The sequence below is a fragment of the Pseudomonas sp. GW460-LB5 genome (assembly GCF_059423245.1).
The window spans coordinates 16,405-38,298 of sequence record NZ_JBWKXT010000035.1; the positions used below are offsets into that span (position 1 = coordinate 16,405).

Below are 21,894 nucleotides of genomic sequence, written 5' to 3' on the forward strand. Positions count from 1 at the left end.
ATGCCGTTCAGTGCGCCGCTACACAGGACGGGCGGGGTCAGTACTTCCAGGTCACCGAAGCCGTCAGGTTGCGCGGTGCACCGTAGCTGGCGGTTGTCGCGTTGTTGTACAGCGACAGCAGGTATTTGCGGTCGGTGACATTGTTCAGGTTCAGCGACGTGCTCCAGTTGCTGTCAATGTCGTAGCTGGTCATCAGGTCAACCAGGCCGTAGGCGTTCTGGTGGATGGCGCTGTTGGTGTCGTTCTCGACGCCGGTCTGCCAGCTAACACGGGCGCCAACCTTCATCTGTGGCAGGGTCGGCAAGCGGTAAGTGACCATGCCGCGCAAGCTGTGGGCCGGCACATATTTGCGCGCACGCTCGCCGTTGTCATCGTCAATGCGTACATAGGTGTAGCCGGCGAGCAGGTCGAGGCCTGGCGCCACTTCGCCGGATGCCTGCAACTCTACGCCGTGGCTCTTGAAGTCGCCCGGTGTGTAAACCTCTTGAACCCCGTCGAACCCGGCATCCACGGCCACGTTGCGCTGCTCGGTCTTGAACAGCGCAGCGGTCAGGTGCAGGCGCTCGTCCATCACGCTGCCTTTTACCCCCACTTCCATGCTCTTGCCTTCCAGTGGGTCGAGCAGCTTGCCGTCGGTACCGACCACGTTGTACTGCGGGTTGTAGATTTTGGTCCAGCTGCCGTAAATGCTCCATGCCTCGTTCAGGTCGTAGACCAGGCCGGTGTAGGGCGTGACCTTGCCATGGGCGCGCGTGGAGTGTTCTGAACCGTAGCTCTCACCCTTGCCGTCGGCGCTGAGCATGCGTGCACCGGCTATCCAGTGTAGGTTATCGGCCAGGCTGAATCGCGCACCGGCGAATACGCTTTTTTGCGTGTCCTGGAAGTTCTGCGCCAGGTCGTCAATGGTGACGCCAAACGAGGGCATAGGCGTATTGCCCGCGAGGATGCCCGAGAACGAAGTGTTGAAGAAACTGCCATGCTCCAGGTCTTCATCGTACTCCTGGCCTTTTTGGTGCGTGCGCCCGTACGCGGCCCCGAAGGTCAACTGGTGCTCGCGACCGAACAGGCTGAACGGGCCTTGCACCTTGGCCTCGCCCAGCAGCTGGTGAGCCTCGCTGCGGGTGTGGTTGGCATACGCGTCGGCTACATCACCAGAGACGCCACCTACATAAAGCATGTTGGTGTTCTGCTTTTCCTGCTGCCCGGTGGCCGTGAGCGTGGCGTTCCAGTCATTGCCGAAATCATGCTTCAGCTCGACGAAGGCCCGCTGGGTGTGCAGGTTCCAGTAGGTCCACGGCTGGCCGATGCTGTTGCTGCGCCCGCTGTAGTGGATGGCATTGCCGTCATTGTCCACCAGTGGCAGGTTGCCCCAGGTGCTGCCGTTGGAGTCACTGTTGTGCTGGGAGAAGCCCACGGTCACGGTGTCGGCGTCGGACACATCGAACGCCAGCAGGCCGGCAGCAACGTTGCGCTCGTGGCTGTAGCGGTCCATCCATGAGTTGCCCTTGTCGTGGGAGTAGATGAAACGCCCGCGCACATTGCCGCTGTCGGTCAGCGGGCCGGCAACATCGACGTCGATACGGCGGCTGTCCCACGAGCCGACGCTGGTGTCGACCTGCGCCTGGAAGGTATCTGTCGGGCGTTTACGCACGAAGTTGACCGTGGCCGACGGGTTGCCGGCACCACTCATCAAGCCATTGGCGCCGTGCAACACGTCGATCTGCTCGTACTCGGCCAGGTCCTGGTCCCCTACCAGCGTGCTGCTTACGAAGGGCATGCCCATGCCGTCGTACTCGAAGGTGTCGATGTCGAAACCGCGCGAAGTGAATTCGGTACGGTCGGTTTCAGTTTGCTCGACGGTTACCGACGGTGCTGCGCGCAGTGCGTCCTTGATACCGGTGATCTTGAAATCGTCCAGCGCCTGGCGGGTGATGGTTGTCACGCCCTGCGGGGTCTGCTTGTCGGTCAGGCCCAGTTTGGTGGTGCTGGATGAGGCCCTGCCTTCGTAGCCCTGGCTCACGGCATCCATCACTTCGCTCGTGCTGTCGATCTGGGTCGCGGGCAGGGTGAGGTTGTCGGCGGCATGAACGACAGGCATGGCGCTGCATGCGCCGACCAGCAAGAGGCGGGCAGGGAGATGACGTTTCACGGGGAATTCCTGAGGCGGGGGCTGGTAAAAGGGTTACAGATTTCGTGCGAATGAGAATCTACGTCAAATGAGAAGATATATTGATAAATAATGTTTCATGCTTCTTCACCTCTCGCGAAACACGGCCTAGGTGGATGGCAGCAGCTAGCCGGTGCTCACGGAGGTTTCAAGCGGCTGCCGCGAGCAGCCTTGAACGCGTTGGTTACATTGCCCTGCGCCGTCTTGCGGCTGGCAGGGCCATAGTTCATGCGTGTTCCGGGTCATCGCTCGAATCGGGGGGGAACCGCTGGTCGCTTTGGCTTCGCAAGCGCTAGATTTGATCCGGATTTTGTACGATGATTTTCGTAATGGCAGGGATGAGCTATGAAAACCGGTTTCAGGGAGGCCCAGCGCGCAGTGATAGCGGCGCTTGAATCAGGGGAGTACCAACACGTTTCGCGCGGGGATATCGATATAAAGAACCTGTTGGCTACAGGGGAGGTGTCAGCCCGAGAGGTTGTCGAAGTCGTGCGCTCCTGCCGGGGCATTCACCACGCAAGCAGCCCTCACCACGCTGTCGCTGCCGTAGAGGTGCATGTACTCAAACGGGATGGCTGGTACATCAAGTTCTTTTTTATCGAACCGGATACCTGGTTCATAAGCGTTCACCAGTGAGTACCCAGATCATGAAGATTCTGTTTGAAGGGGATAGCGGAAAAGCACTGTGCGAGCACTGCCAGGCAGTGGTGCCCACTCGTTATGCCCGCCGGGATGTACCGTTCAGCGATGGCAAGGGTGTGGCCAGGGACATATTGGTGGGCGTGTGTACCCGTTGCGATGGCGTGGTCGCACTTCCACCGCAATCCACACCAGCCATTCACGAGGCGCGCAAGCAGCAGCTCAAGTCGATCGAGGCGCGCTTGCCGGCCGTGTACGTGGACGTGCTGGATGCGGCCATGCATGCAGTCAGCAGCGACGCCGGGGCCCATTTACGCAAGTTGTTTCTGGCCCACTATGTTCAGCGGTTGGCGCAGGTTCAGCAGGGGGGGCGATTGCAGGCTGCGCATCTGGCGTTCATCCAGGCGCTGGATGCACAGCGGGAGCAGCGCGGGCTTGCAAGGTCCAACGCTACCCGGCGGTTGTCGATGAAGGTTAATCCGCACATGGCAGAGGACCTGCTTGCGCTGCAACAACAAACCGAGATGAACCAGACCGAGTTGCTGAAGGCCGTGATCGCCCTGATCCAGGCGGATGTGCTCGAAGAGCGGGACGAGGAAGTGATTGTGGCGCTGCAGCGGCTGGCGCGGTTGGCGGTATAGTCAGCACTGAACATTGTCGCTTGTGCGTGGGGCAACCACGCACAGGGCTCTTCGTTGGCCCGCCACATTCTTTGTCGTTCCTACACGATAGAGCCAGATTTTTCCCCTTCCATGTAGTCCGTTTCTGAATCATCCTTTTCAAGCCGTTTCACCATTGCGATGGAAACCTGATCTCCCTAGTCTCGACCTGTCGTTGCAAATTCAACGACCGGGTCTGCAAGCCTGCGAGTCAACTAGAAGAGCTCACCATCAGCTAACGGCGCTTTGCGCTCAGCTGCGTTTTATGGTGGCTGCGTACGGGTGGTCTTCGGACCAACCGGGCTTTCTAGTTGCCTCGGTCTTGCAGGCCCTTACGTAGCCGCCACCCAATCATCTGCAAGTGAGCAGGTGGCGATCTTGGTAGTGCAACTAGAGAGATTCGCCATGCTCAAAATTGTTCCCGATCCACCTTTCTCCGCTGACCCTTCGCACCACCTGGAAGACACCCTGATCCAGGCCACCGAATGCGTCCTCTGCGCCTTGTCCGTAGGCCATCACGCCCTCTCCACGCTGCCCAAGTCTCCCGCCACCGTCATGACCTTGGCGGTGATGCATGAAGTGGAGGCCGTGCGCTCGTTGCTGGAGTCGGCGATTGCGCAGGTTCAGTTCAAAGGCAAGCCGCAAATGCATACCTTGCATTGATGGGCTGAAATCAAGTTTTGCCAGCGGTGGATGGCACCGGCTGCGCCCGTGTTCGCGGGTGAACCCGCTCCCACAGGAGAGTGGAGGGCAGTACCACTGGCTGGCAAATTCAGAAGAGGTTCAAGATGGATAAAAAATTGGATGATGACACCGGCACCCTGGGGCTGACCGTAGGCTCGGCCACTTGCCTGGACGGTATCATCGACGGCAAGAAGCTGTTCCGTGTCGAGCCCGGCAACTGCTGTGACCATGCTGTCGAGCAGGCCTCTGTGTTGATGGACTGCTCTCGGCGGGCATCGTTTATCGGGGTAATGGACAACGAGCCGGTGCTGGTCTGGGCCTCGCACTTTCTGTGCGACATGGCCAAAGCCTTGATGGATGACGCTCACATGGGCATGCGCAAGAACCGGTGAGCCAGCAGCAAGCGGCGATGTTGCGCAGGCAACAGTGATCCGACAGCGTGTTTGACCACATGCAGTCAACATCGCCGACTAGTTCCATTAACCCGTTGAAAGTAAAGCAATCCAGCCGTTGGCACGCTTGCTGCTCCTGCCTCCTTGAACCCCAAAGATTCTCAAGGAGCTTCCCCATGAGCCACGCCCCACTCAAGTTCGCCTACTGGGTCCCCAACGTCAGCGGTGGCCTGGTGGTCAGCACCATCGAGCAGCGCACCAGCTGGGACATCGACTACAACCGCAAGCTTGCGCAAATCGCTGAAAAAGCGGGCTTCGACTACGCCCTGTCGCAAATCCGCTTCACCGCCGGCTACGGCGCCGACAACCAGCATGAGTCGGTCACCATCAGCCATGCGCTGCTGGCGGCCACGGAAAAGCTCAAGGTCATCGCCGCCATCCTGCCAGGGCCGTGGAACCCGGCGCTGGCGGCCAAGCAGTTGGCCAGTATCGACCAGTTCACCCATGGCCGCATCGCCATCAACGTGGTGTCGGGCTGGTTCAAGGGCGAGTTCCACGCCATCGGTGAGCCGTGGCTGGACCACGACGAGCGCTATCGCCGTTCCGAGGAGTTCATCCGCGCGCTCAAGGGCATCTGGACGCAGGACAACTTCACCTTCAACGGCGACTTCTATCGCTTCCGTGACTACAACCTCAAACCCAAGCCACTGCAGCAACCGCACCCCGAGATCTTCCAGGGCGGCAGTTCGCGTGCGGCGCGGGATATGGCCGCGCGGGTGTCGGACTGGTACTTCACCAACGGCAACAGCGTGGAAGGGATCAAGGCCCAGGTCGATGATATCCGCGCCAAGGCCGCAGCCAACGGCCACTCGGTCAAGGTTGGGGTGAATGCCTTCATCATTGCCCGCGACACCGAGGAACAGGCGCGTGCGGTGTTGCAGGAGATCATCGACAAGGCCAACCCCGAGGCGGTGCGGGCGTTCGGCAACGAGGTGAAGCACGCCGGGGCAGCCAGCCCGGAAGGCGAGGGCAACTGGGCCAAGTCCAGCTTCGAGGACCTGGTGCAGTACAACGATGGCTTCAAGACCAACCTGATCGGCACGCCGCAGCAAATTGCCGAGCGCATCGTTGCGCTGAAGGCAGTGGGGGTGGATTTGATCCTGTCCGGCTTTCTGCATTTTCAGGAGGAAGTGGCGTACTTTGGTGAGCACGTGTTGCCGCTGGTGCGTGAGCTGGAAGCCGGTCGCAGCGTAGACAAGGCAGTGGCCTGAGGCCTGTGCCGAATTGCCGGGGGCGCTTTGCGCGCCTTTGCGGCCGGGGGCGCCAAGGCAAGGCTGCTCGCGCCGGGCATTAGCCTGGGGTAGTCATCGACGCACCTGTACTGCTGTGAAACCCCGCATACCGTGCAGGGGCCGTAACGCTTGGCGTCGGTTTCAGGATGCGCCTGGTCGTTCGCACGCAACCCCCTGGCGCCACAAGTGCCATGCTTGCAGGATGCCTTCGGACCAGCGTGCGCAGATGCGCGGCCGTGGGCAAGGAGGCCGTCGGCGCCGCGCAACCGTGACGCGGCCGACGCGCCGCAGCAGAACACGCTGGATACCTGCCCTCACAATAATTCAGGCGGGGTCCGTGATGCCGAGGTCCGCTGTATGCCTGATGAACTGCTCCACCTGCCCGTGATCCACCGTATTCTGGCCCGTGACAAGGCAACCCCCGGTGCCCTGTTGCCGATCCTGCATGCCATCCAGCACGACATCGGTTTCATCCCCGATGCCGCTGTCCCTGAAATTGCCCATGCCCTGAACCTCAGCCTGGCCGAGGTGCGTGGAGTGATCAGCTTTTACCACGACTTCCGTACTGCGCCGCCGGCGCGCCACACCCTGCGCCTGTGCCGCGCCGAATCGTGCCAAAGCCGTGGCGCCGAGGCCCTGGCCGCGCAACTGCGTGATCAGCTGGCACTGGATGACCATGGCACCAGCGCCGACGGTACCATCAGCCTGCGCCCGGTGTACTGCCTGGGTGCCTGCGCCTGCTCGCCGGCGCTGGAGCTGGACGGCCAGGTGCATGCGCGGCTTACCCCTGAGCGCCTGCGTGCATTGGTAAACGCTTGCCGGGAGGACGCAGCATGCTGAAGCTCTACATTCCCTGCGACTCGGTGGCCCGTGCCGTGGGGGCCGACCAGGTTGCCGATGCCTTGCAGCGCGAGGCCGAGCGCCGCCAGCTGCCGCTGGACATCCAGCGCACCAGCTCACGCGGGCTGTACTGGCTGGAGCCGCTGATCGAATGCGACAGCGGGCAAGGGCGTCAGGGCTTCGGCCCGGTGACCCCACAAGACGTGCCGGCGTTGCTCGATGCCCTGGCCGGTGAGCCCGGTGGCCACTCGCTGGCGTTGGGGCTGGTCGAACAAATGCCTTACCTGAAGACCCAGCAACGCCTGCTGTTCGCCCGCGCCGGCATCACCCGCCCATTGTCGCTGGATGACTATCGCGCCCATGGCGGTTTCGCCGGCCTTGAAGCGGCCGTGGCCCTGAACGCTGCCGAGGTGGTCGCCGCCGTGCTTGACTCCGGCTTGCGTGGCCGTGGCGGTGCGGCGTTTCCTGCCGGCATCAAGTGGCGCACCGTGCGCGACGCCGGGGCTGGGCAGAAGTACGTGGTATGCAACGCCGACGAGGGCGACTCTGGCACCTTCGCCGACCGTATGCTGATGGAAGGCGACCCTTTCCTGCTGATCGAGGGCATGATCATTGCCGGCCTGGCCGTGGGGGCCGACAAGGGCTACATCTATGTGCGCTCGGAATACCCGGATGCCATTCGCGTGCTGAACCAGGCCTTTGCCATCGCGCGTGAAGCCGGCTACCTCGGCACTGACGTTGCCGGCAGCGGCCAGGCTTTCGACCTGGAAGTGCGGGTGGGGGCCGGCGCCTATATCTGCGGCGAAGAAACCGCGCTGCTCGAGTCCATCGAAGGCAAGCGCGGCATCGTCCGTGCCAAGCCACCACTGCCTGCGCTGCAAGGCCTGTTCGGCCTGCCCACGCTGGTGCACAACGTGCTCACCCTGGCTTCAGTGCCCATCATTCTCGCCAAGGGGGCAGCGTTCTATCGCGATTTCGGTATGGGCCGCTCGCTGGGCACCATGCCGTTCCAGCTGGCCGGCAATATCCGCCAGGGCGGCCTGGTGGAGCGTGCGTTCGGCCTGACCCTGCGCGAGCTGTTGGAGGGTTACGGCGGCGGTACGGCCAGTGGCCGGCCGCTGAAGGCTGCGCAGGTGGGCGGCCCGCTTGGCGCCTGGGTACCCCCCAGCCACTTCGACACCCCGCTGGACTATGAAGCCTTCGCCGCCATGGGCGCAATGCTCGGCCACGGCGGTGTGGTGGTGGCCGACGACACCCTGAACATGGCCAGCATGGCGCGCTTCGCCCTGCAGTTCTGCGCCGAAGAATCCTGCGGCAAATGCACCCCGTGCCGCATCGGCTCCACCCGGGGCATGGAAGTGGTCGACCGGTTGATCACATCGACTGATTTCACCGAACGCCACGACCAGGCCCTGTTGCTGCGCGATCTCTGCGACACCATGCAGTACGGCTCGCTATGCGCCATGGGCGGCATGACTGCCTACCCGGTGGCCAGTGCCCTCAAGTACTTCCCCGCTGATTTTGGGCTGACCACCACGGAGGCCGCGCAATGATCAACTTCTTCGACCCCGCTTCTGATAAAAGCAGCGACCTCGGCACCCCGGCCCGTGACAGCGACGTGCAGATCAGCCTGAGCATCGACGGGCGTGCTGTCAGCGTGCCCGCCGGCACCTCGGTGATGCGCGCCGCGGCCATGCTGGGCACCAGCATCCCCAAACTGTGTGCCACCGACAGCCTCGAAGCCTTCGGCTCATGCCGCATGTGCATGGTGGAAATCGAAGGCATGCGCGGCTACCCGGCGTCCTGTACCACGCCGGTCAGCGAAGGCATGGTGGTGCGTACCGAAACGCCACGCCTGGCCGGCCTGCGCCGCAACGTGATGGAGTTGTACATTTCCGACCACCCACTGGACTGCCTGACCTGCTCGGCCAACGGCAACTGCGAGCTACAGACCGTGGCCGGCCAGGTGGGCCTGCGCGAGGTGCGCTACGGTTACGACGGCGCCAACCATTTGGCCGAAAAGAAGGACGTTTCCAACCCGTATTTTGACTACGAGCCCAGCAAGTGCATCGTTTGCAGCCGCTGCGTGCGCGCCTGCGAAGACATCCAGGGCACATTCGCCCTGACCATCACCGGCCGCGGTTTCGAGTCGCGGGTCGCGGCGGCGGGCGGCGACAACTTCCTTGCCTCCGAGTGCGTGTCGTGCGGCGCCTGCGTACAGGCCTGCCCGACCGCGACGCTGACAGAAAAGAGCCTGGTGCAGCTTGGCCAGCCCGAACGTTCGGTGATCACCACCTGCGCCTATTGCGGCGTCGGGTGCTCGTTCCGCGCCGAAATGAAAGGCGATCAGCTGGTGCGCATGGTCCCGGACAAGAACGGCGGGGCCAACCACGGCCACGCCTGCGTGAAGGGGCGCTTCGCCTGGGGCTACGCCACCCACCCGGACCGCATAACCAAACCGATGATCCGCAAGCGCCTGGAAGACCCGTGGCAGGAAGTGAGCTGGGACGAGGCGGTGACCTACGCTGCCAGCGAGTTCCGCCGCATCCAGCTCAAGTACGGGCGCGATTCCATCGGTGGCATTACCTCCAGCCGCTGCACCAACGAAGAAGCCTATCTGGTGCAAAAACTGGTGCGCACGGCGTTTGGCAACAACAACGTCGATACCTGCGCGCGGGTGTGCCACTCGCCCACCGGCTATGGGCTCAAGCAGACCCTGGGTGAGTCGGCTGGCACGCAAAGCTTTGATTCGGTGATGCAGGCTGACGTGGTGCTGGTGATCGGCGCCAACCCCACCGACGCCCACCCGGTGTTCGGCTCGCAGCTCAAGCGCCGCCTGCGCCAGGGCGCGCGGCTGATCGTGATCGACCCACGGCGCATCGACCTGGTCGACTCGCCGCACGCCCGCGCCGAGTTGCACCTGCAACTGCGCCCGGGCACCAACGTGGCCATGCTCAACGCCCTGGCCCACGTGATCGTCAGCGAGGGCCTGCTGGCCCAGCGCTTTATCGATGCCCGCTGCGAAACCGAAGACTTTGCCCGCTGGCGCGACTTCGTCAGCCTGGCAGAAAACGCCCCTGAAGTACTCGGCCCGGTCTGTGGCGTGCCGGCCGAGCAGATCCGCGCGGCTGCGCGGCTGTATGCCACCGGTGGCAACGCGGCCATCTACTACGGCCTGGGCGTGACCGAGCACAGCCAGGGCAGCACTGCGGTGATGGGCATCGCCAACCTGGCCATGGCCACCGGCAATATCGGCCGTGAAGGGGTAGGGGTGAACCCGCTGCGTGGGCAGAACAACGTGCAGGGTTCGTGCGACATGGGCTCGTTCCCGCACGAGCTGCCTGGCTACCGGCATATCTCCAACGAGCACGTGCGCGCCGAGTTCGAACGCGCCTGGGGTGTGACCCTGCAGCCCGACCCGGGCCTGCGCATCCCCAACATGTTCGAGGCAGCGCTGGACGGCAGCTTCAAGGCCTTGTACTGCCAGGGCGAGGACATCGCCCAGAGCGACCCTAACACCCAGCATGTCACCGCGGCCTTGCTCGCCATGGAGTGCGTGGTGGTGCAGGACATCTTCCTCAACGAAACTGCCAAGTTCGCCCATGTGTTCCTGCCGGGCAGCTCGTTCCTGGAAAAGGATGGCACCTTCACCAATGCCGAGCGGCGCATTTCGCGGGTGCGCAAGGTCATGGAGCCGCTGGCCGGCAAGGCCGACTGGGAAGCGACCATCGCCTTGGCCAACGCTCTGGGCTACCCGATGAACTACCGTCACCCGTCCGAGATCATGGACGAGATCGCCCGCCTGACGCCGACCTTCCGCCGTGTCAGCTATGCCGACATCGACCGCCATGGCAGCCTGCAGTGGCCATGCAACGACACCGCGCCAGACGGCACGCCAACCATGCACATCGACCAGTTCGTGCGTGGCAAGGGCCGCTTCATGCTCACCGGTTATGTGCCTACCGACGAAAAGGTCAACAACCGCTACCCGTTGTTGCTGACTACCGGGCGCATCCTCAGCCAGTACAACGTCGGCGCGCAGACCCGGCGTACTGCCAACGTCGCCTGGCATGATGCCGACCGCCTGGAGATTCACCCCACCGATGCAGAAAGCCGCGGTATCCAGGACGGTGACTGGGTCGGCATTGGCAGCCGCGCGGGGCAGACTGTGCTGCGCGCCAAGGTCAGTGCGCGGGTAGCGCCGGGGGTGGTGTACACCACGTTCCACTTCCCCGAGTCGGGGGCCAACGTGATTACCACCGACAACTCCGACTGGGCCACCAACTGTCCCGAGTACAAGGTAACGGCAGTGGAAGTGGTGAAGGTGTTCCAGCCATCGCAGTGGCAAAAGCGCTATCAGGACTTCAGTGACGAACAGCGGCGCCTGCTGCAAGAGCGCCGCACAGCGGAGCAAGCCGAGGTGCGCCGATGAGCAGCGACAACCTGGTCAAGATGGCCAACCAGATTGCCCATTACTTCGACAGCGAACCAGACCGGGCGCTGGCGGTACAGGGGGTGCGCCAGCATATGCAAAGCTTCTGGACGCCGGCCATGCGCCGACAGCTGGCGCAATGGATCGAGGCCAATGCAGGGGAAGGGCTGGACCCGAAGGTGCTGGAGGCGATGCCGTAGCGGGTCTGCGCGGTCCCTGTAGGTGCGGCCTTTCGCGACGCAAGGCCGCTCCTACAAGGGGCGCACCCATCGTGCCAATTGCATCAGCCGCGGGCTAATTCGGCCAGGTGAGCGATGGCTTCCTCGCTCTTGAGCACCAGCACATCCCCCTCGAGCGCATCCAGTACCACCTCCGAAGTATTACCAATCAACGCCCCGGAAATCCCCGTGCGGCACACCGTGCCAATCACCGTCACCACCGCGTTCAGCAGTTTCTCGGTGTGCGGAATCAACACATCTGCCGGCCCTTCAGCTACATGCAGGCATTCCTCGCTGATGCCGTACTCAGCCTGGAACGCCTTGCACGCATCGCGGTAGCGCTGCTCGATGGTCTCGCTCAGCTGGTAGGTCGGGTCAGAGGCCGACAGCATCGGCGACGGATGGGCACTGATGACATGCAGTTCGCCCTTGGCCAGTTTGGCAATCTCGAAGCCATGGTCGATGATGCTGGCATGCAGGCGGCGATGGTCTTCGTCCTGGTTGCCCACGTCGACCGCCGCCAGAATCTTGCCCCCGGTCCACGGCCGTTCACTCTTGACCATCAGCACGGCACATGGGCATTGGCGCAGCAGTTTCCAGTCGCTGGGGGTGAGCAGGGCCTTTCTCAACGAACTGTCCGGGCGGTGGTCCTTGATCACCAGGTCGCAACCTTCGGCCTGCTGGACATAGATGATGGTGTCGTGCAGGTTGTCGCGCCAAGCCTCCTCATGGGTGATGTTGTCGTAGCCGTCATCATGCAACTGGCTGCTGAGCAGGCTCAGTAGCGCACTGTGATCATGCCGTTTGTCGCACATCAGCAGGTGCAGCCGAGCGCCGGTGACGCCGGCGATCAGCTTGGCCCGGGTCAGCGCCCGGCTGTGGGCGTGCTCGGGGTCGAGGACGACGAGGATGCTGCGGACGGCTTGCATGGGCGTAAGCTCCCTTCAAAGGTGGCGACCAATGCCTGACTATAGACGGCGCGCCCCCTGCTGGCGTTTGATGTACATCAACAAGCTTAGTCACTGGCGCCGCCCGCCGCCGCCGGTATAATCGCCGGCCCTGCCTGTTCTGTGTGGTTGCACGCTTATGTCCCTGATCCCCGAAATCGATGCCTTTCTTGGCTGCCCGACGCCAGACGCCTGGATCGAAGCGGCGCTCGCCGACCAGGAAACCCTGCTGATCGACCACAAGAACTGCGAATTCAAGGCCGCGAGCACGGCCTTGAGCCTGATGGCCAAGTACAACACTCACCTCGACCTGATCAACATGATGTCGCGCCTGGCACGTGAGGAACTGGTGCATCACGAACAAGTACTGCGCTTGATGAAGCGCCGTGGCGTGCCACTACGACCGGTGTCGGCGGGGCGCTATGCCTCAGGGCTGCGCCGCCTGGTGCGCGCTCACGAGCCGGTCAAGCTGGTGGACACGCTGGTGGTGGGGGCGTTCATCGAGGCGCGCAGTTGCGAGCGTTTTGCCGCGCTGGTGCCGCACCTGGACGAAGAGCTGGGCCGCTTCTACCACGGCCTGCTGAAAAGCGAAGCGCGCCACTACCAGGGTTACCTGAAACTGGCGCACAACTATGGCGATGAGGCAGACATCGCCCGCCGGGTTGAACTGGTGCGCGCTGCAGAAATGGAGCTGATCCAGTCCCCAGATGTGGAACTGCGCTTCCACAGCGGTATCCCGCAAGCGCTGGCCGCCTGATTCGCACCAGGCGGCCCAGGCGTCAGTTGCGCCGCCCCAGCAGCAGGCCCACCACCACCCCCAGCCCGGCGGAAATGGCTACGGTCTGCCAGGGATGGCCGCCGATATAGTCCTGGGTGGCGTCCACCACCGGCTGCGCCTTGTCCCGTATGTTGCCAGCGGCCTGGCGCGCCTGTTTCAGTTTGAGGCTGACCTGCGCTCGCAGGGTTTCTGCTTCTTCGCCCACCAGGGCGGCACTGTCGTTCAGCAGTTTTTCCGATTCCTCGATCAGCGACTGCAGTTCGCTGAATACCTGGTCCTTGATCTGATCGCTGTCGGGCAGCGTGGCGTTTTTACGGGCCATGAACTCGTCCTCGTTGATGGGTAGTGTGAACAATGGATGCCGCTGCGTCGGGAAAGTTGCGGTGGCTTTCCGATGTTGCATTGCCTGGGTGTAAGATAGCGGCCATTTTCAAACCTGCAGGTACCTTCATGAGTTTCAATCTGGCCAACATGAGCTTCGAGGAACGGGCGCAGATCGAGGCAGAGAAGGCGCGGCTGTTCGAGCTTTGGCAGAGCAACCTGGGCAAGGCCAAGGGTGATGCAGCCCGGCTGATCGCCGAGAAACCGCGGCGCAAAGGTAAATGGGCCGAGTGGGTACGCGCCGAACTGGAGGGCATGTCGCCGCCCGAATACGCCAGCATGGTGCGCAGCGAAGTCAACAAGTTGATGGCCGCCGCCAGCGCCAACCGCTGAACACCCGTCGACGGGCGCTTACCAGTAGGCGCCTTTGGGCAGGTCCAGCTTGCCCTCGTCGGTAAAGCGCACGGTCCCCAGCAACCCGCCCGCCAGCTTGCCGCGCAGCTTGTAGGGCAAACCCTTCAGCGAATCCACCGTGCCCAGCCCATAGGCCTGGCGCAGGAAGGAAAACGCCGTAATGCTCACCGGCACCACGATCACCGCCTCGTCGTAGCGGCCAATGTGCCCTTGCTGGTCGCTGACCCCGGCGGCCAGCGGCTGGCCGTTCACTTCCAGATTCAGGGCGATCCCGTTGTAGTCGATCGGCGACTCGTTGGGGTTTTGCACCCGCATTTTCACCGCCATGCGCAGTTCCAGTTCCTGCCCGGCCAGCGGCTCGATACCGATCACGCTGATGTTGACCGGGTCGCGTGGTTGAAACAGAGCGCAAGCGCCCAGCCCAGAAACCATCAGCAGGACGAGAAACAGGCGGATACAGCGGTACGGGCGGGGAGTCATTGCGGGCGACCTTGCCAGAGTGGGCGAACCCTCAGTGTGGCAAATGCGCGTCGGCGTTGAAAGTGTCCTTGAAGATGAACGATACTGTTTCTCATTAACGCTCGATAACTTTTCCTGCTGGCTGTTACCAAACCCATGCTGATGTCACCCGTGTCGGGCCTGCTGGCGACTTTCCAGGAGCACTACGACGACCTGTTGCTGTTTCTGACCCGGCGCATGAGCGATCGCCAGCGCGCCGCGGACGTGGCGCAGGAAACCTATTTGAAGCTGGTGAAAGTCGATGAACTAGCGGTGCCGGTGCTGCACGCCCGCAGCTTCATCTTCCGCGTGGCCGGTAACCTGGCAATCGATGCCTTGCGCCGCGAGCAGCGCCTCGCTGCCAGCCATGACGACTGTGACGGGGCCGGTGAGCTGGCCTGCCCGGCGCCTGCGCCTGAGGCGTTGTTGCTGGCCCGGGAGCGCCTGCAAATTCTTGACGATGCGCTGCTGAAACTGCCCGACAACGCCCGCCAAGCATTGTTGCTGAACCGTGTCGATGGCCTGACACAGGCGCAGATCGCACAGCGGCTGGGGGTTTCCGAGAGCATGGTGGCCAAATATATCGGCCAAGCCCTGCGCCATTGCCGCGACTGGCTCAAGCAGGCGGGTGTGGCTGCCTCTGTGGCATTGCTGGTCGCCGCTGTGGCGGGTTGGCAGCAGGCGCCGATACTGCTGGCGGACTACCACACCGCAGTGGGTGAGCGGCAGGTCATTATCCTGGCGGACGGCACGCGGGTAACCTTGAACAGCGCCAGTGCGTTGAGTGTGGTGTTCAGTGAGCACGAACGCCGGGTGGTGCTGGATGCCGGTGAGGCCCTGTTCGAGACCACCGATGATCCGCGGCCGTTTGTGGTCGATACGGCAGGTGAGCAGGTGCAGGGTGGTGCCGCCACCTTTAGCGTGCGTCGCGATGGTCGCGTGGTGTTGGCACGCGGTGAAGCCAAGGTTGGCGAAACTGAACTGGCGGTGACGGCCGATGCCGGTGCGCAGATGGCCTGGCAGCGCGGCAAGCTGATCTTCAACGGCAAACCGCTGGGGCAGGTGCTGACCGAGCTTGAGCGTTACCGGCATGGGCGCATCGTGCTGTCCGATAGCAAGCTGGCGGCAATGGAGGTGAGCGGGGTGTTTGACCTTGATGAGCCTGAAGCCCTGCTGCGCACGTTGGAGCAGCGCTATGGGCTCAAGGTTACCTATCTGCCGTGGTTGGCTGTGGTTCACTGACTGGCCTGTACCGGCCTCTTCGCAGCACAGCAATAAAAATATTTTCCGTTTGGCACTGCAAGTTCCTGCAAGCCAGATCGTCGTAGTGGGACTGATCAGCAACCCATTCTCATTTACGACTTGTCAGGAAGCTCATTCGTGCCTCTGATGCTCAAGCCTTTGCACCGCCGTCGCAGTGCTTTTCACCACACCCTGATGTCCTGCAGCGCACTGGCCATGCTGGTCGGACACCCGCATGCCTGGGCCGCGACGGCTGCCGAACAGCCCCGGATGCAGGTTCGCCAGGTTCAGCTAAACCTGCCAGCCCAGCCGCTGGACCAGGCCTTGACCACCTTCGCCGACCAGGCCGGCCTGCACTTGCTGTACACCACAGGCGATGTCGCAGGCGTTGCCAGCCCGTCCCTCCACGGCAGCTACAGCGTCGAGCAGGCCCTGCAGCAGTTGCTGGCCGGCAGCGGCATGAACTGGCACTTCAGCGACGCGCGCACCGTGACCCTGCGCAAGGCCGAGGCCGCGCCGCAGGCCGTCACCCTCAAGCCGATCGAAGTCAGCGTGGCCTCGCGCACCAGCACCTCGATCAGCGAAATCCCCGGCACCGTCTGGGTGGTCGACCAGCAGCAGTTGCGTGAGCAGATCGACAGCGGCGTCAGCCTTAAAGAGGCCATCGGCAAGCTTGTGCCCGGCCTCGACCTGGCGCCAGAAGGGCGCACCAACTATGGCCAGAACATGCGCGGGCGCAATGTGCTGGTGATGATCGACGGGGTCAGCCAGAACAGCTCGCGCGGCCTGTCGCGCCAGTTCGACAGCATTTCGCCGTTCAACGTCGAGCGGGTCGAAGTGCTGTCTGGCGCCAGCGCCATCTACGGCGGCGGCGCCACGGGCGGCATCATCAACATCGTGACCAAGAAGGGCGAGCCCGGCCCTGCGCGCTTCGAAACCCAGCTTGGTGCCAGCAGCGGTTTCAACAACAGCGATGACCTGGCCACTCGCTTTGCCCAGTCGATCAGTGGCGGCAACGAACGCTTCAATGCCCGGCTGGGGATTTCCGGTGAGCAGAACGAAGCCTTCTACGACGGCGCCGGCGACCAGATTTTCATCGACAACACCCAGACCGACCTGCAGTACAACCGCACCATCGACGTGCTCGGCACTCTGGGCTTGCAGTTGAATGACCAGCAGCGTCTCGACCTGTTGGCCCAGTACTACGATTCTGGCAACCACGGCAGCACGGGCATCTACTTCCCCAACCTCAACTACAACGCGCCGTCAGACCTCGAAGACGCCGAACTGCGCAGCGGTTACTCGTCGGACCTGGAGCCGCGTACCCGGCGCCTGTTGCTGAACGCCAATTACCACCACAGCGACGTGCTGGGCCAGGACTTCTACCTGCAGGCCTCGTACCGCAAGGAAGACGACAACTTTTACCCCTTCCCGTACTACAACCGCGCCACGCCCACCGGTTCGCGTGGGGTTTACTTTGCTGCCTCGCAGCAGAATTTCGAGGTCACCAGCCTCAAGGGCCTGTTCGCCAAGCAGTGGGACACGTTGAAGCTGACCTACGGCGTCGACCTTGACCGCGAGCGCTTCAATGCCGAACAGACCACCTTCAATGCCCTGACATCGTCCGAATCGGGCGGCCTTGAGATGGAAAAGGACAGCAAGGCGGCGCGCTATCCCAGCTACCGGGTCGATGGTGTTTCGGTGTATGCCCAGCTGGACTGGCATGCCACTGACAACCTGACGTTCTCCGGCGGTGCCCGTCGCCAGCAGATGGACGTGGACGTCAGCGACTTCAAGGGCGTGCCGGGCGGCAGCAACGATTACCAGGTCAACCTGTTCAACCTGGGTGCCATCTACGACTTCAAGAACGGCCACCAGGTATGGACCAACTATGGCGAAGGTTTCGACCTGCCCGACCCTGCCAAGTACTACGGCAAGCCGGGCCTGAGCGTGGCCGACAACCCGCTGGCCGGCATCAAGAGCCGCCAGGTGGAACTGGGTTGGCGCTATGCCGACCTGGACTGGGATGCCCAGGCAGCGCTGTACTACATCTGGTCGGACAAGATCATCAACGTTGATTCGCAAACGCTGACGATCAACGTGCAAGAGCAGAAGAGCCGCGACTTCGGCTTCGAAGGTGCGCTGACCCGCCACTTCCAGACGGGTTGGGAAGCGGGCGGTACCTTGCACCTGACCCGTTCCGAGGAAGAGGCCGCTGACGGCGGGTGGATCAAGCGTGATGCCCGTTATGCATCCTTGTCCAAGGCCACTGCATTTGTCGGGTGGAAAGACGATGGCCGCAGTGCGCGGCTGCAGGCTAACCATGCCTTCAGCCTGAAGGATGATGCCGACCACGAGATCGACGGTTACACCACCTTCGACCTGCTGGCCAGCCAGGACACCGGCTTCGGCACCTTCAGCGCCGGCATCCAGAACCTGCTGGACAAGCAGTACAGCACGGTCTGGGGCCAACGCGCGACGCTGTTCTATTCGCCGACCTACGGCCCGGCATACCTGTATGACTACCAGGGGCGCGGGCGGACCTACACCCTGACCTGGAGCATGGCCTACTGATGGGTGTTGTTTGCGCCGGCCTCTGTGCGAGCAACTGTCTTGCACGACACCTCAAAGCTGGCGCGATCACTGTGGGAGCGGGCTTGCCCCGCGAACACGGGCGAAGCCCGTGCCATCCACCGCGCAGGCTGCTTCGCGGGACAAGCCCCCCACAGAGGCCGGTTCAGGCAAACGCCGCGAGCAAGTCCTCGGCAAACGCCTGCTGCGCTTCACCCGTCACTTGCGCCCGATGCCTGGCCAGGGTAAACGGCACTACAAAATCCAGCCCTGGGTTCAGCGCCCACAACAACCCCTCCGCCTCCCAGGCGTGCGCGCAATGGCAGGGCAGGTAGCCAATATGCCGCCCTGACAGCATGAACGTCAGCACGCTCTCGATCTGCTCCGCCACAGCCATGCTGTGCCGGCTCTGGAACGGCTCACCGCCTTTGAGAAACCGGTAGGGATGGCGTACCTGGTCCATCTCCAGCAACCGCTCAAGCCCAACACTCGGCTCGCCGAACAGTTCATGCCCCTTGCCGCAATACAGGCGTTGCCGCTCCTGGAACAAGGGTTGGTAATCAAAGGCCGCCTGGATGCCAGAGAAGTAGCTGATGGCGTAATCCAGCCGCTGCTCCAGCAACAACCGCTCCAGTTCCGCCGGCGGTGCACTGATCAGCTCCAGCTGCACCGATTCCTTTCGTGTGCGGAACGCCGCAATGGCCGCCGCCAGCTTCAGGCTCACTGCCTTGTCCTGGTTTTCTGCCATGCCGATGCGCACCGTCCCGAGCAACCGCTCGCCCACGCCGTTGGCCTGCTGGCGAAACTGCTCGATGTTCAGCAGCAGCCCACGTGCTGCATCCAATAGCAATGTGCCTTTCTCCGTCAGGTGGAAACCACCCTTGCCTCGGCTGCACAGGCGGTAGCCAAGGCGCGTTTCCAGCTGCGCCATGCGCTGGCTGATGGTGGGCTGGCTCAAGCCCAGCACGCCTTGCGCGGCGCTGAAACCCCCGGCCTCGACTACAGTGACGAACAGCCGCAGCAGGTGTAGGTCGGGGTCGTGTACTTGTCCGAGCATTACATTGCTCCTGGTGAATGTCAGCTTTGCAAACTTGTCATTCCTGCAATGTAACCCGGCTGGCATGCTTGCGGCATCCACCCATTTGCCGAGGTGTCCGTCATGCGTCGATCGTTGTGCCTGTTGTCCTTGGTCCTGGCCTTGCCGCTGCAGGCCGAAGAAAAGGTCGTCAACCTCTACAGCTGGGCCGACTACGTCGCCCCGCAAACCCTTCAGCGCTTCGAGCAGGAAACCGGCTACAAAGTGCGCTACGACACCTTCGACACCACCGAGGTGCTGGAGACCAAGCTGCTCACCGGTGGCAGTGGTTACGACGTGGTGGTGCCATCGTCGACCGTACTGGCCCGGGCGCTCAAGGCCAATGCCCTGCAACCGCTCGACCCCCAGGGCATGCCCGGCTACAGCAACCTCGACAAGGACTTGCTGGCCAAGCTCGCCGAGGCCGACCCCGGCAACCGCCATGCCGTGCCGTACACCTGGGGCACGCTGGGCCTTGGGGTGAACGTAGAAGCCGTGCGACAGCGCCTGGGCGATGTGCCGCTGGACAGCCTCGACCTGCTGTTCAAACCCGAATACGCCAGCCGCCTGAAGGACTGTGGCATCGCCATGCCCGACTCGCCGCAAGAGGTGATCGGCGTGGCCCTGAACTACCTGGGCAAGGACCCTTACAGCCAGGACAAAGATGATCTGGCCGCCGCGCAGCAGCTGCTTAGCCAGTTGCAACCCTCGATCAGCTACGTCGCCAATGGCCGGCAGATCAGCGACCTGGCCAACGGTAGCGTGTGCCTGGCGCTGACCTATAACGGCGATGCAGCGATGGCTGCCGACCAGGCGCGCCGCGCCGGCAAGCCGTTCGAGCTGATCTACCGCATCCCACGCGAAGGCACGCTGGTGTGGCAGGACAACCTGGTTATCCCCAAGGACGCCCCGCACCCCGAAGCCGCGCGGGCGTTCATCGCCTTCATGCTCAAGCCCGAGTCGGTGGCTGCGCTGACCAACACGCTGTTCTTCGCCAACGCCAACCAGGCAGCCACGCCGTTGGTGGACGAAGCGGTGCGCAACGATCCGGACATCTACCCGCCTGCCGAGGTGCGCCAGCGGCTGTTTGCCGACCGCAGCATGGCCTTGGCCGACCTGCGCCAGCGTAACCGCCTGTGGACGGCCTTTCGCAGCCGCCAGTAACTGATAACAACCAAGGAGCCCGACCGTGGAGCAAGCCGCAAGCAACGACCAGGCGATGACCCGCGACAGCCTGTACGGCACTGCCGCAGAAAGTACCTATGCCGGCATTACCAGTTTCTCCCGCCGCCGCTACAGCCGCGACTTGCGCGGTGTGGATGTGGTGGTCAGCGGAGTGCCGTTCGATACCGCCACCAGCAACCGCCCAGGGGCGCGTTTCGGCCCACGGGCGATTCGCGCCGCCTCGGTGCAGCAGGCGTGGGTACGGCACTGGCCGTGGGCGTTCGACCCGTTCGACCACCTGGCCGTGATCGACTTTGGCGACTGCGCGTTCGACAGTGGCACGCCGCAGTCGGTGCCGGATAGCATCGAGGCCCACGCCGCCCATATTCTGGACGCGGGCTGCGCCATGCTTACCCTCGGCGGCGACCACTTCATCAGCTACCCGCTGCTCAAGGCCCACGCCCGCCGGCATGGCCCGCTGGCGCTGATCCACTTCGATGCCCACAGCGACACCTGGCCGGACGAGGAGGGCAAGCGTATCGACCATGGCACCATGTTCTGGCATGCCGCCCGCGAGGGCCTGGTAGACCCGGCCTGCTCGGTGCAGATTGGCCTGCGCACCACCAACGACGACAGCCAGGGCTTTGCCGTCCTCGATGCCCGTCAGGTGCACCGGCAGGGCACCGAGGCGGTGATTGCGGCGATTCGCCAGCGCGTGGGTGAGCGGCCGGTGTACCTGACCTTCGATATCGACTGCCTCGACCCGGCCTATGCGCCGGGCACAGGTACACCGGTGTGTGGTGGTTTGACCACGGTGCAGGCGCTGGAGATTCTGGGTGGGCTGCGCGGTATCAACCTTGTGGGCATGGACCTGGTGGAGGTGGCACCGGCTTATGACCATGCCGATATCACGGCGCTGGCGGGGGCGACCCTGGCGATGGAGATGCTGTGCCTGTATGCGGCGCGGCACAAGGTAGACAAAAGCCAGTAAGCAGGGGCGCTGTGGGAGCGGGCTTGGCCCGCGAACACCGGCAAGGCCGGTGCCATGCACCGCGTGGCTGCCTTCGCGGGACAAGCCCGCTCCCACAATGATCAATGCTCGAAAGGGCGCATACTGAAACATCAGGAATCATCTCCGCCCCAATTCACACTTTTGTCTCGAACCCCTCGCGCCTTAGGCTATCAAACCCACCAGGCGCGGCATTTTCGTACAGGAGGTGAAGCATGAACCCGACACTGCCCATCCTGGCCCTCAGCCTGGCCTTGTGCCTGCCTGCGCACGCTGCCCCGCAACAGCCTTTGCAGCTTGCCGCTGGCAACAATAACCCCTACAACAGCCCGATTCAGCGTGCCAATCCCAACAGCCGCCAGGGCAGCATGCCGGCCATGCCCCCTGTGCGCGGCCCGTCCACCGACCCGTACCAGCGCACGCCCAGCCTGGACAACCGCGGCATCGGCAACGGCGACAACCTGCGTCGTCAGCAACAAACCCCGAACCTGGAACCGACCCGGCCACCCCGCGACAGCACCCGTGCGCCGTGAGCCCATATGAAAGGAATCC

21 protein-coding genes are annotated in these 21,894 nt (G+C 63.2%); 16 read left to right on the forward strand and 5 right to left on the reverse strand.

Features of this window, described 5'->3' with window-relative positions; all coding sequences use genetic code 11:
* Positions 1 to 37 precede the first annotated feature (37 nt).
* On the reverse strand, positions 38 to 2,098 hold the full coding sequence (locus AC07XM_RS20020) for a TonB-dependent siderophore receptor (RefSeq protein WP_256596960.1): 2,061 nt from the start codon (positions 2,096 to 2,098) through the stop codon (positions 38 to 40).
* A gap of 414 nt (positions 2,099 to 2,512) precedes the next feature.
* On the opposite strand from AC07XM_RS20020, the gene AC07XM_RS20025 reads away from it, so the two are divergent.
* From AC07XM_RS20025 to AC07XM_RS20065, 9 genes are all read left to right on the forward strand, one after another.
* Positions 2,513 to 2,803 (forward strand): hypothetical protein, encoded by a 291-nt coding sequence (locus AC07XM_RS20025; protein ID WP_016485782.1) that lies wholly within the window; start codon positions 2,513 to 2,515, stop codon positions 2,801 to 2,803.
* 11 nt (positions 2,804 to 2,814) lie between these two features.
* Positions 2,815 to 3,447 carry a hypothetical protein gene (locus AC07XM_RS20030; RefSeq protein WP_024717325.1) on the forward strand — a complete coding sequence of 211 codons (633 nt, stop codon included), beginning with the start codon at positions 2,815 to 2,817 and terminating at the stop codon, positions 3,445 to 3,447.
* A 423-nt stretch (positions 3,448 to 3,870) separates the two neighbouring features.
* Positions 3,871 to 4,128: a hypothetical protein gene (locus AC07XM_RS20035; RefSeq protein WP_102689643.1), complete on the forward strand. Its 258-nt coding sequence runs from the start codon at positions 3,871 to 3,873 to the stop codon at positions 4,126 to 4,128.
* A gap of 125 nt (positions 4,129 to 4,253) precedes the next feature.
* Entirely contained in the window at positions 4,254 to 4,541 is a 288-nt protein-coding gene (locus AC07XM_RS20040; RefSeq protein ID WP_102689646.1) for a DUF3077 domain-containing protein, read from the forward strand.
* A gap of 176 nt (positions 4,542 to 4,717) precedes the next feature.
* Positions 4,718 to 5,812 carry a dimethylsulfone monooxygenase SfnG gene (gene sfnG / locus AC07XM_RS20045; RefSeq protein WP_016485786.1) on the forward strand — a complete coding sequence of 365 codons (1,095 nt, stop codon included), beginning with the start codon at positions 4,718 to 4,720 and terminating at the stop codon, positions 5,810 to 5,812.
* Positions 5,813 to 6,190: 378 nt separating this feature from the next.
* Complete coding sequence (locus AC07XM_RS20050) at positions 6,191 to 6,673, forward strand: formate dehydrogenase subunit gamma (protein WP_016485787.1); 483 nt, start codon at positions 6,191 to 6,193, stop codon at positions 6,671 to 6,673.
* Entirely contained in the window at positions 6,667 to 8,226 is a 1,560-nt protein-coding gene (locus tag AC07XM_RS20055; protein WP_102689642.1) for a formate dehydrogenase beta subunit, read from the forward strand. The genes AC07XM_RS20050 and AC07XM_RS20055 overlap by 7 nt, the downstream gene beginning before the upstream one ends.
* Positions 8,223 to 11,105 (forward strand): formate dehydrogenase subunit alpha, encoded by a 2,883-nt coding sequence (gene fdhF, locus AC07XM_RS20060; protein ID WP_102689641.1) that lies wholly within the window; start codon positions 8,223 to 8,225, stop codon positions 11,103 to 11,105. Before AC07XM_RS20055 ends, fdhF begins: the two co-directional genes overlap by 4 nt.
* A complete protein-coding gene (locus AC07XM_RS20065; protein WP_016485790.1) occupies positions 11,102 to 11,305 on the forward strand; it encodes a formate dehydrogenase subunit delta in 204 nt (67 codons plus the stop codon). The genes fdhF and AC07XM_RS20065 overlap by 4 nt, the downstream gene beginning before the upstream one ends.
* Before the next feature lie 83 nt (positions 11,306 to 11,388).
* Here the strand turns inward: AC07XM_RS20065 and AC07XM_RS20070 are convergent, their stop codons facing one another.
* Positions 11,389 to 12,252 (reverse strand): universal stress protein, encoded by an 864-nt coding sequence (locus tag AC07XM_RS20070; protein WP_016485791.1) that lies wholly within the window; start codon positions 12,250 to 12,252, stop codon positions 11,389 to 11,391.
* Between the two features lie 157 nt (positions 12,253 to 12,409).
* Between AC07XM_RS20070 and AC07XM_RS20075 the strand changes: the two genes are divergently transcribed.
* Entirely contained in the window at positions 12,410 to 13,027 is a 618-nt protein-coding gene (locus AC07XM_RS20075) for a MiaE family protein (RefSeq protein WP_016485792.1), read from the forward strand.
* Between the two features lie 22 nt (positions 13,028 to 13,049).
* On the opposite strand, the gene AC07XM_RS20080 is transcribed toward AC07XM_RS20075, so the two are convergent.
* Complete coding sequence (locus AC07XM_RS20080) at positions 13,050 to 13,370, reverse strand: ElaB/YgaM/YqjD family protein (RefSeq protein WP_016485793.1); 321 nt, start codon at positions 13,368 to 13,370, stop codon at positions 13,050 to 13,052.
* 128 nt (positions 13,371 to 13,498) lie between these two features.
* On the opposite strand from AC07XM_RS20080, the gene AC07XM_RS20085 reads away from it, so the two are divergent.
* Entirely contained in the window at positions 13,499 to 13,762 is a 264-nt protein-coding gene (locus tag AC07XM_RS20085; protein WP_023047141.1) for a hypothetical protein, read from the forward strand.
* Between the two features lie 18 nt (positions 13,763 to 13,780).
* On the opposite strand, the gene AC07XM_RS20090 is transcribed toward AC07XM_RS20085, so the two are convergent.
* Positions 13,781 to 14,263 (reverse strand): LEA/WHy family protein, encoded by a 483-nt coding sequence (locus AC07XM_RS20090; protein ID WP_102689640.1) that lies wholly within the window; start codon positions 14,261 to 14,263, stop codon positions 13,781 to 13,783.
* A gap of 135 nt (positions 14,264 to 14,398) precedes the next feature.
* Here AC07XM_RS20090 and AC07XM_RS20095 point away from each other — a divergent pair, with 135 nt between their 5' ends.
* Both AC07XM_RS20095 and AC07XM_RS20100 read left to right on the forward strand, forming a co-directional pair.
* The gene (locus AC07XM_RS20095) at positions 14,399 to 15,523 is read left to right on the forward strand and encodes a sigma-70 family RNA polymerase sigma factor (protein ID WP_016485796.1); all 1,125 of its coding nucleotides are present in this window, start codon (positions 14,399 to 14,401) and stop codon (positions 15,521 to 15,523) included.
* A gap of 147 nt (positions 15,524 to 15,670) precedes the next feature.
* Positions 15,671 to 18,097, forward strand: a complete 2,427-nt coding sequence (locus tag AC07XM_RS20100; protein WP_102689639.1) for a TonB-dependent receptor — start codon at positions 15,671 to 15,673, stop codon at positions 18,095 to 18,097.
* 163 nt (positions 18,098 to 18,260) lie between these two features.
* Here AC07XM_RS20100 and AC07XM_RS20105 read toward each other — a convergent pair whose 3' ends face one another.
* Positions 18,261 to 19,151, reverse strand: coding sequence for a LysR family transcriptional regulator (locus AC07XM_RS20105; protein ID WP_060518330.1), 891 nt, complete (start codon positions 19,149 to 19,151; stop codon positions 18,261 to 18,263).
* Between the two features lie 102 nt (positions 19,152 to 19,253).
* On the opposite strand from AC07XM_RS20105, the gene AC07XM_RS20110 reads away from it, so the two are divergent.
* From AC07XM_RS20110 to AC07XM_RS20120, 3 genes are all read left to right on the forward strand, one after another.
* Entirely contained in the window at positions 19,254 to 20,333 is a 1,080-nt protein-coding gene (locus AC07XM_RS20110) for a polyamine ABC transporter substrate-binding protein (RefSeq protein WP_060518328.1), read from the forward strand.
* Between the two features lie 25 nt (positions 20,334 to 20,358).
* Entirely contained in the window at positions 20,359 to 21,324 is a 966-nt protein-coding gene (gene speB / locus AC07XM_RS20115) for an agmatinase (protein WP_023047137.1), read from the forward strand.
* A 233-nt stretch (positions 21,325 to 21,557) separates the two neighbouring features.
* On the forward strand, positions 21,558 to 21,875 hold the full coding sequence (locus AC07XM_RS20120; protein ID WP_102689638.1) for a hypothetical protein: 318 nt from the start codon (positions 21,558 to 21,560) through the stop codon (positions 21,873 to 21,875).
* Positions 21,876 to 21,894 lie beyond the last annotated feature (19 nt).

What these genes read in the sequence shown, in the direction of transcription:
- AC07XM_RS20020 (WP_256596960.1), bottom strand. Translation starts at nt 2,098, where the DNA reads ATGCCTGTCGTTCATGCCGCCGACAACCTCACCCTGCCCGCGACCCAG.
- AC07XM_RS20025 (WP_016485782.1), top strand. Translation starts at nt 2,513, where the DNA reads ATGAAAACCGGTTTCAGGGAGGCCCAGCGCGCAGTGATAGCGGCGCTT.
- AC07XM_RS20030 (WP_024717325.1), top strand. Translation starts at nt 2,815, where the DNA reads ATGAAGATTCTGTTTGAAGGGGATAGCGGAAAAGCACTGTGCGAGCAC.
- AC07XM_RS20035 (WP_102689643.1), top strand. Translation starts at nt 3,871, where the DNA reads ATGCTCAAAATTGTTCCCGATCCACCTTTCTCCGCTGACCCTTCGCAC.
- AC07XM_RS20040 (WP_102689646.1), top strand. Translation starts at nt 4,254, where the DNA reads ATGGATAAAAAATTGGATGATGACACCGGCACCCTGGGGCTGACCGTA.
- sfnG (WP_016485786.1), top strand. Translation starts at nt 4,718, where the DNA reads ATGAGCCACGCCCCACTCAAGTTCGCCTACTGGGTCCCCAACGTCAGC.
- AC07XM_RS20050 (WP_016485787.1), top strand. Translation starts at nt 6,191, where the DNA reads ATGCCTGATGAACTGCTCCACCTGCCCGTGATCCACCGTATTCTGGCC.
- AC07XM_RS20055 (WP_102689642.1), top strand. Translation starts at nt 6,667, where the DNA reads ATGCTGAAGCTCTACATTCCCTGCGACTCGGTGGCCCGTGCCGTGGGG.
- fdhF (WP_102689641.1), top strand. Translation starts at nt 8,223, where the DNA reads ATGATCAACTTCTTCGACCCCGCTTCTGATAAAAGCAGCGACCTCGGC.
- AC07XM_RS20065 (WP_016485790.1), top strand. Translation starts at nt 11,102, where the DNA reads ATGAGCAGCGACAACCTGGTCAAGATGGCCAACCAGATTGCCCATTAC.
- AC07XM_RS20070 (WP_016485791.1), bottom strand. Translation starts at nt 12,252, where the DNA reads ATGCAAGCCGTCCGCAGCATCCTCGTCGTCCTCGACCCCGAGCACGCC.
- AC07XM_RS20075 (WP_016485792.1), top strand. Translation starts at nt 12,410, where the DNA reads ATGTCCCTGATCCCCGAAATCGATGCCTTTCTTGGCTGCCCGACGCCA.
- AC07XM_RS20080 (WP_016485793.1), bottom strand. Translation starts at nt 13,370, where the DNA reads ATGGCCCGTAAAAACGCCACGCTGCCCGACAGCGATCAGATCAAGGAC.
- AC07XM_RS20085 (WP_023047141.1), top strand. Translation starts at nt 13,499, where the DNA reads ATGAGTTTCAATCTGGCCAACATGAGCTTCGAGGAACGGGCGCAGATC.
- AC07XM_RS20090 (WP_102689640.1), bottom strand. Translation starts at nt 14,263, where the DNA reads ATGACTCCCCGCCCGTACCGCTGTATCCGCCTGTTTCTCGTCCTGCTG.
- AC07XM_RS20095 (WP_016485796.1), top strand. Translation starts at nt 14,399, where the DNA reads ATGCTGATGTCACCCGTGTCGGGCCTGCTGGCGACTTTCCAGGAGCAC.
- AC07XM_RS20100 (WP_102689639.1), top strand. Translation starts at nt 15,671, where the DNA reads ATGCTCAAGCCTTTGCACCGCCGTCGCAGTGCTTTTCACCACACCCTG.
- AC07XM_RS20105 (WP_060518330.1), bottom strand. Translation starts at nt 19,151, where the DNA reads ATGCTCGGACAAGTACACGACCCCGACCTACACCTGCTGCGGCTGTTC.
- AC07XM_RS20110 (WP_060518328.1), top strand. Translation starts at nt 19,254, where the DNA reads ATGCGTCGATCGTTGTGCCTGTTGTCCTTGGTCCTGGCCTTGCCGCTG.
- AC07XM_RS20120 (WP_102689638.1), top strand. Translation starts at nt 21,558, where the DNA reads ATGAACCCGACACTGCCCATCCTGGCCCTCAGCCTGGCCTTGTGCCTG.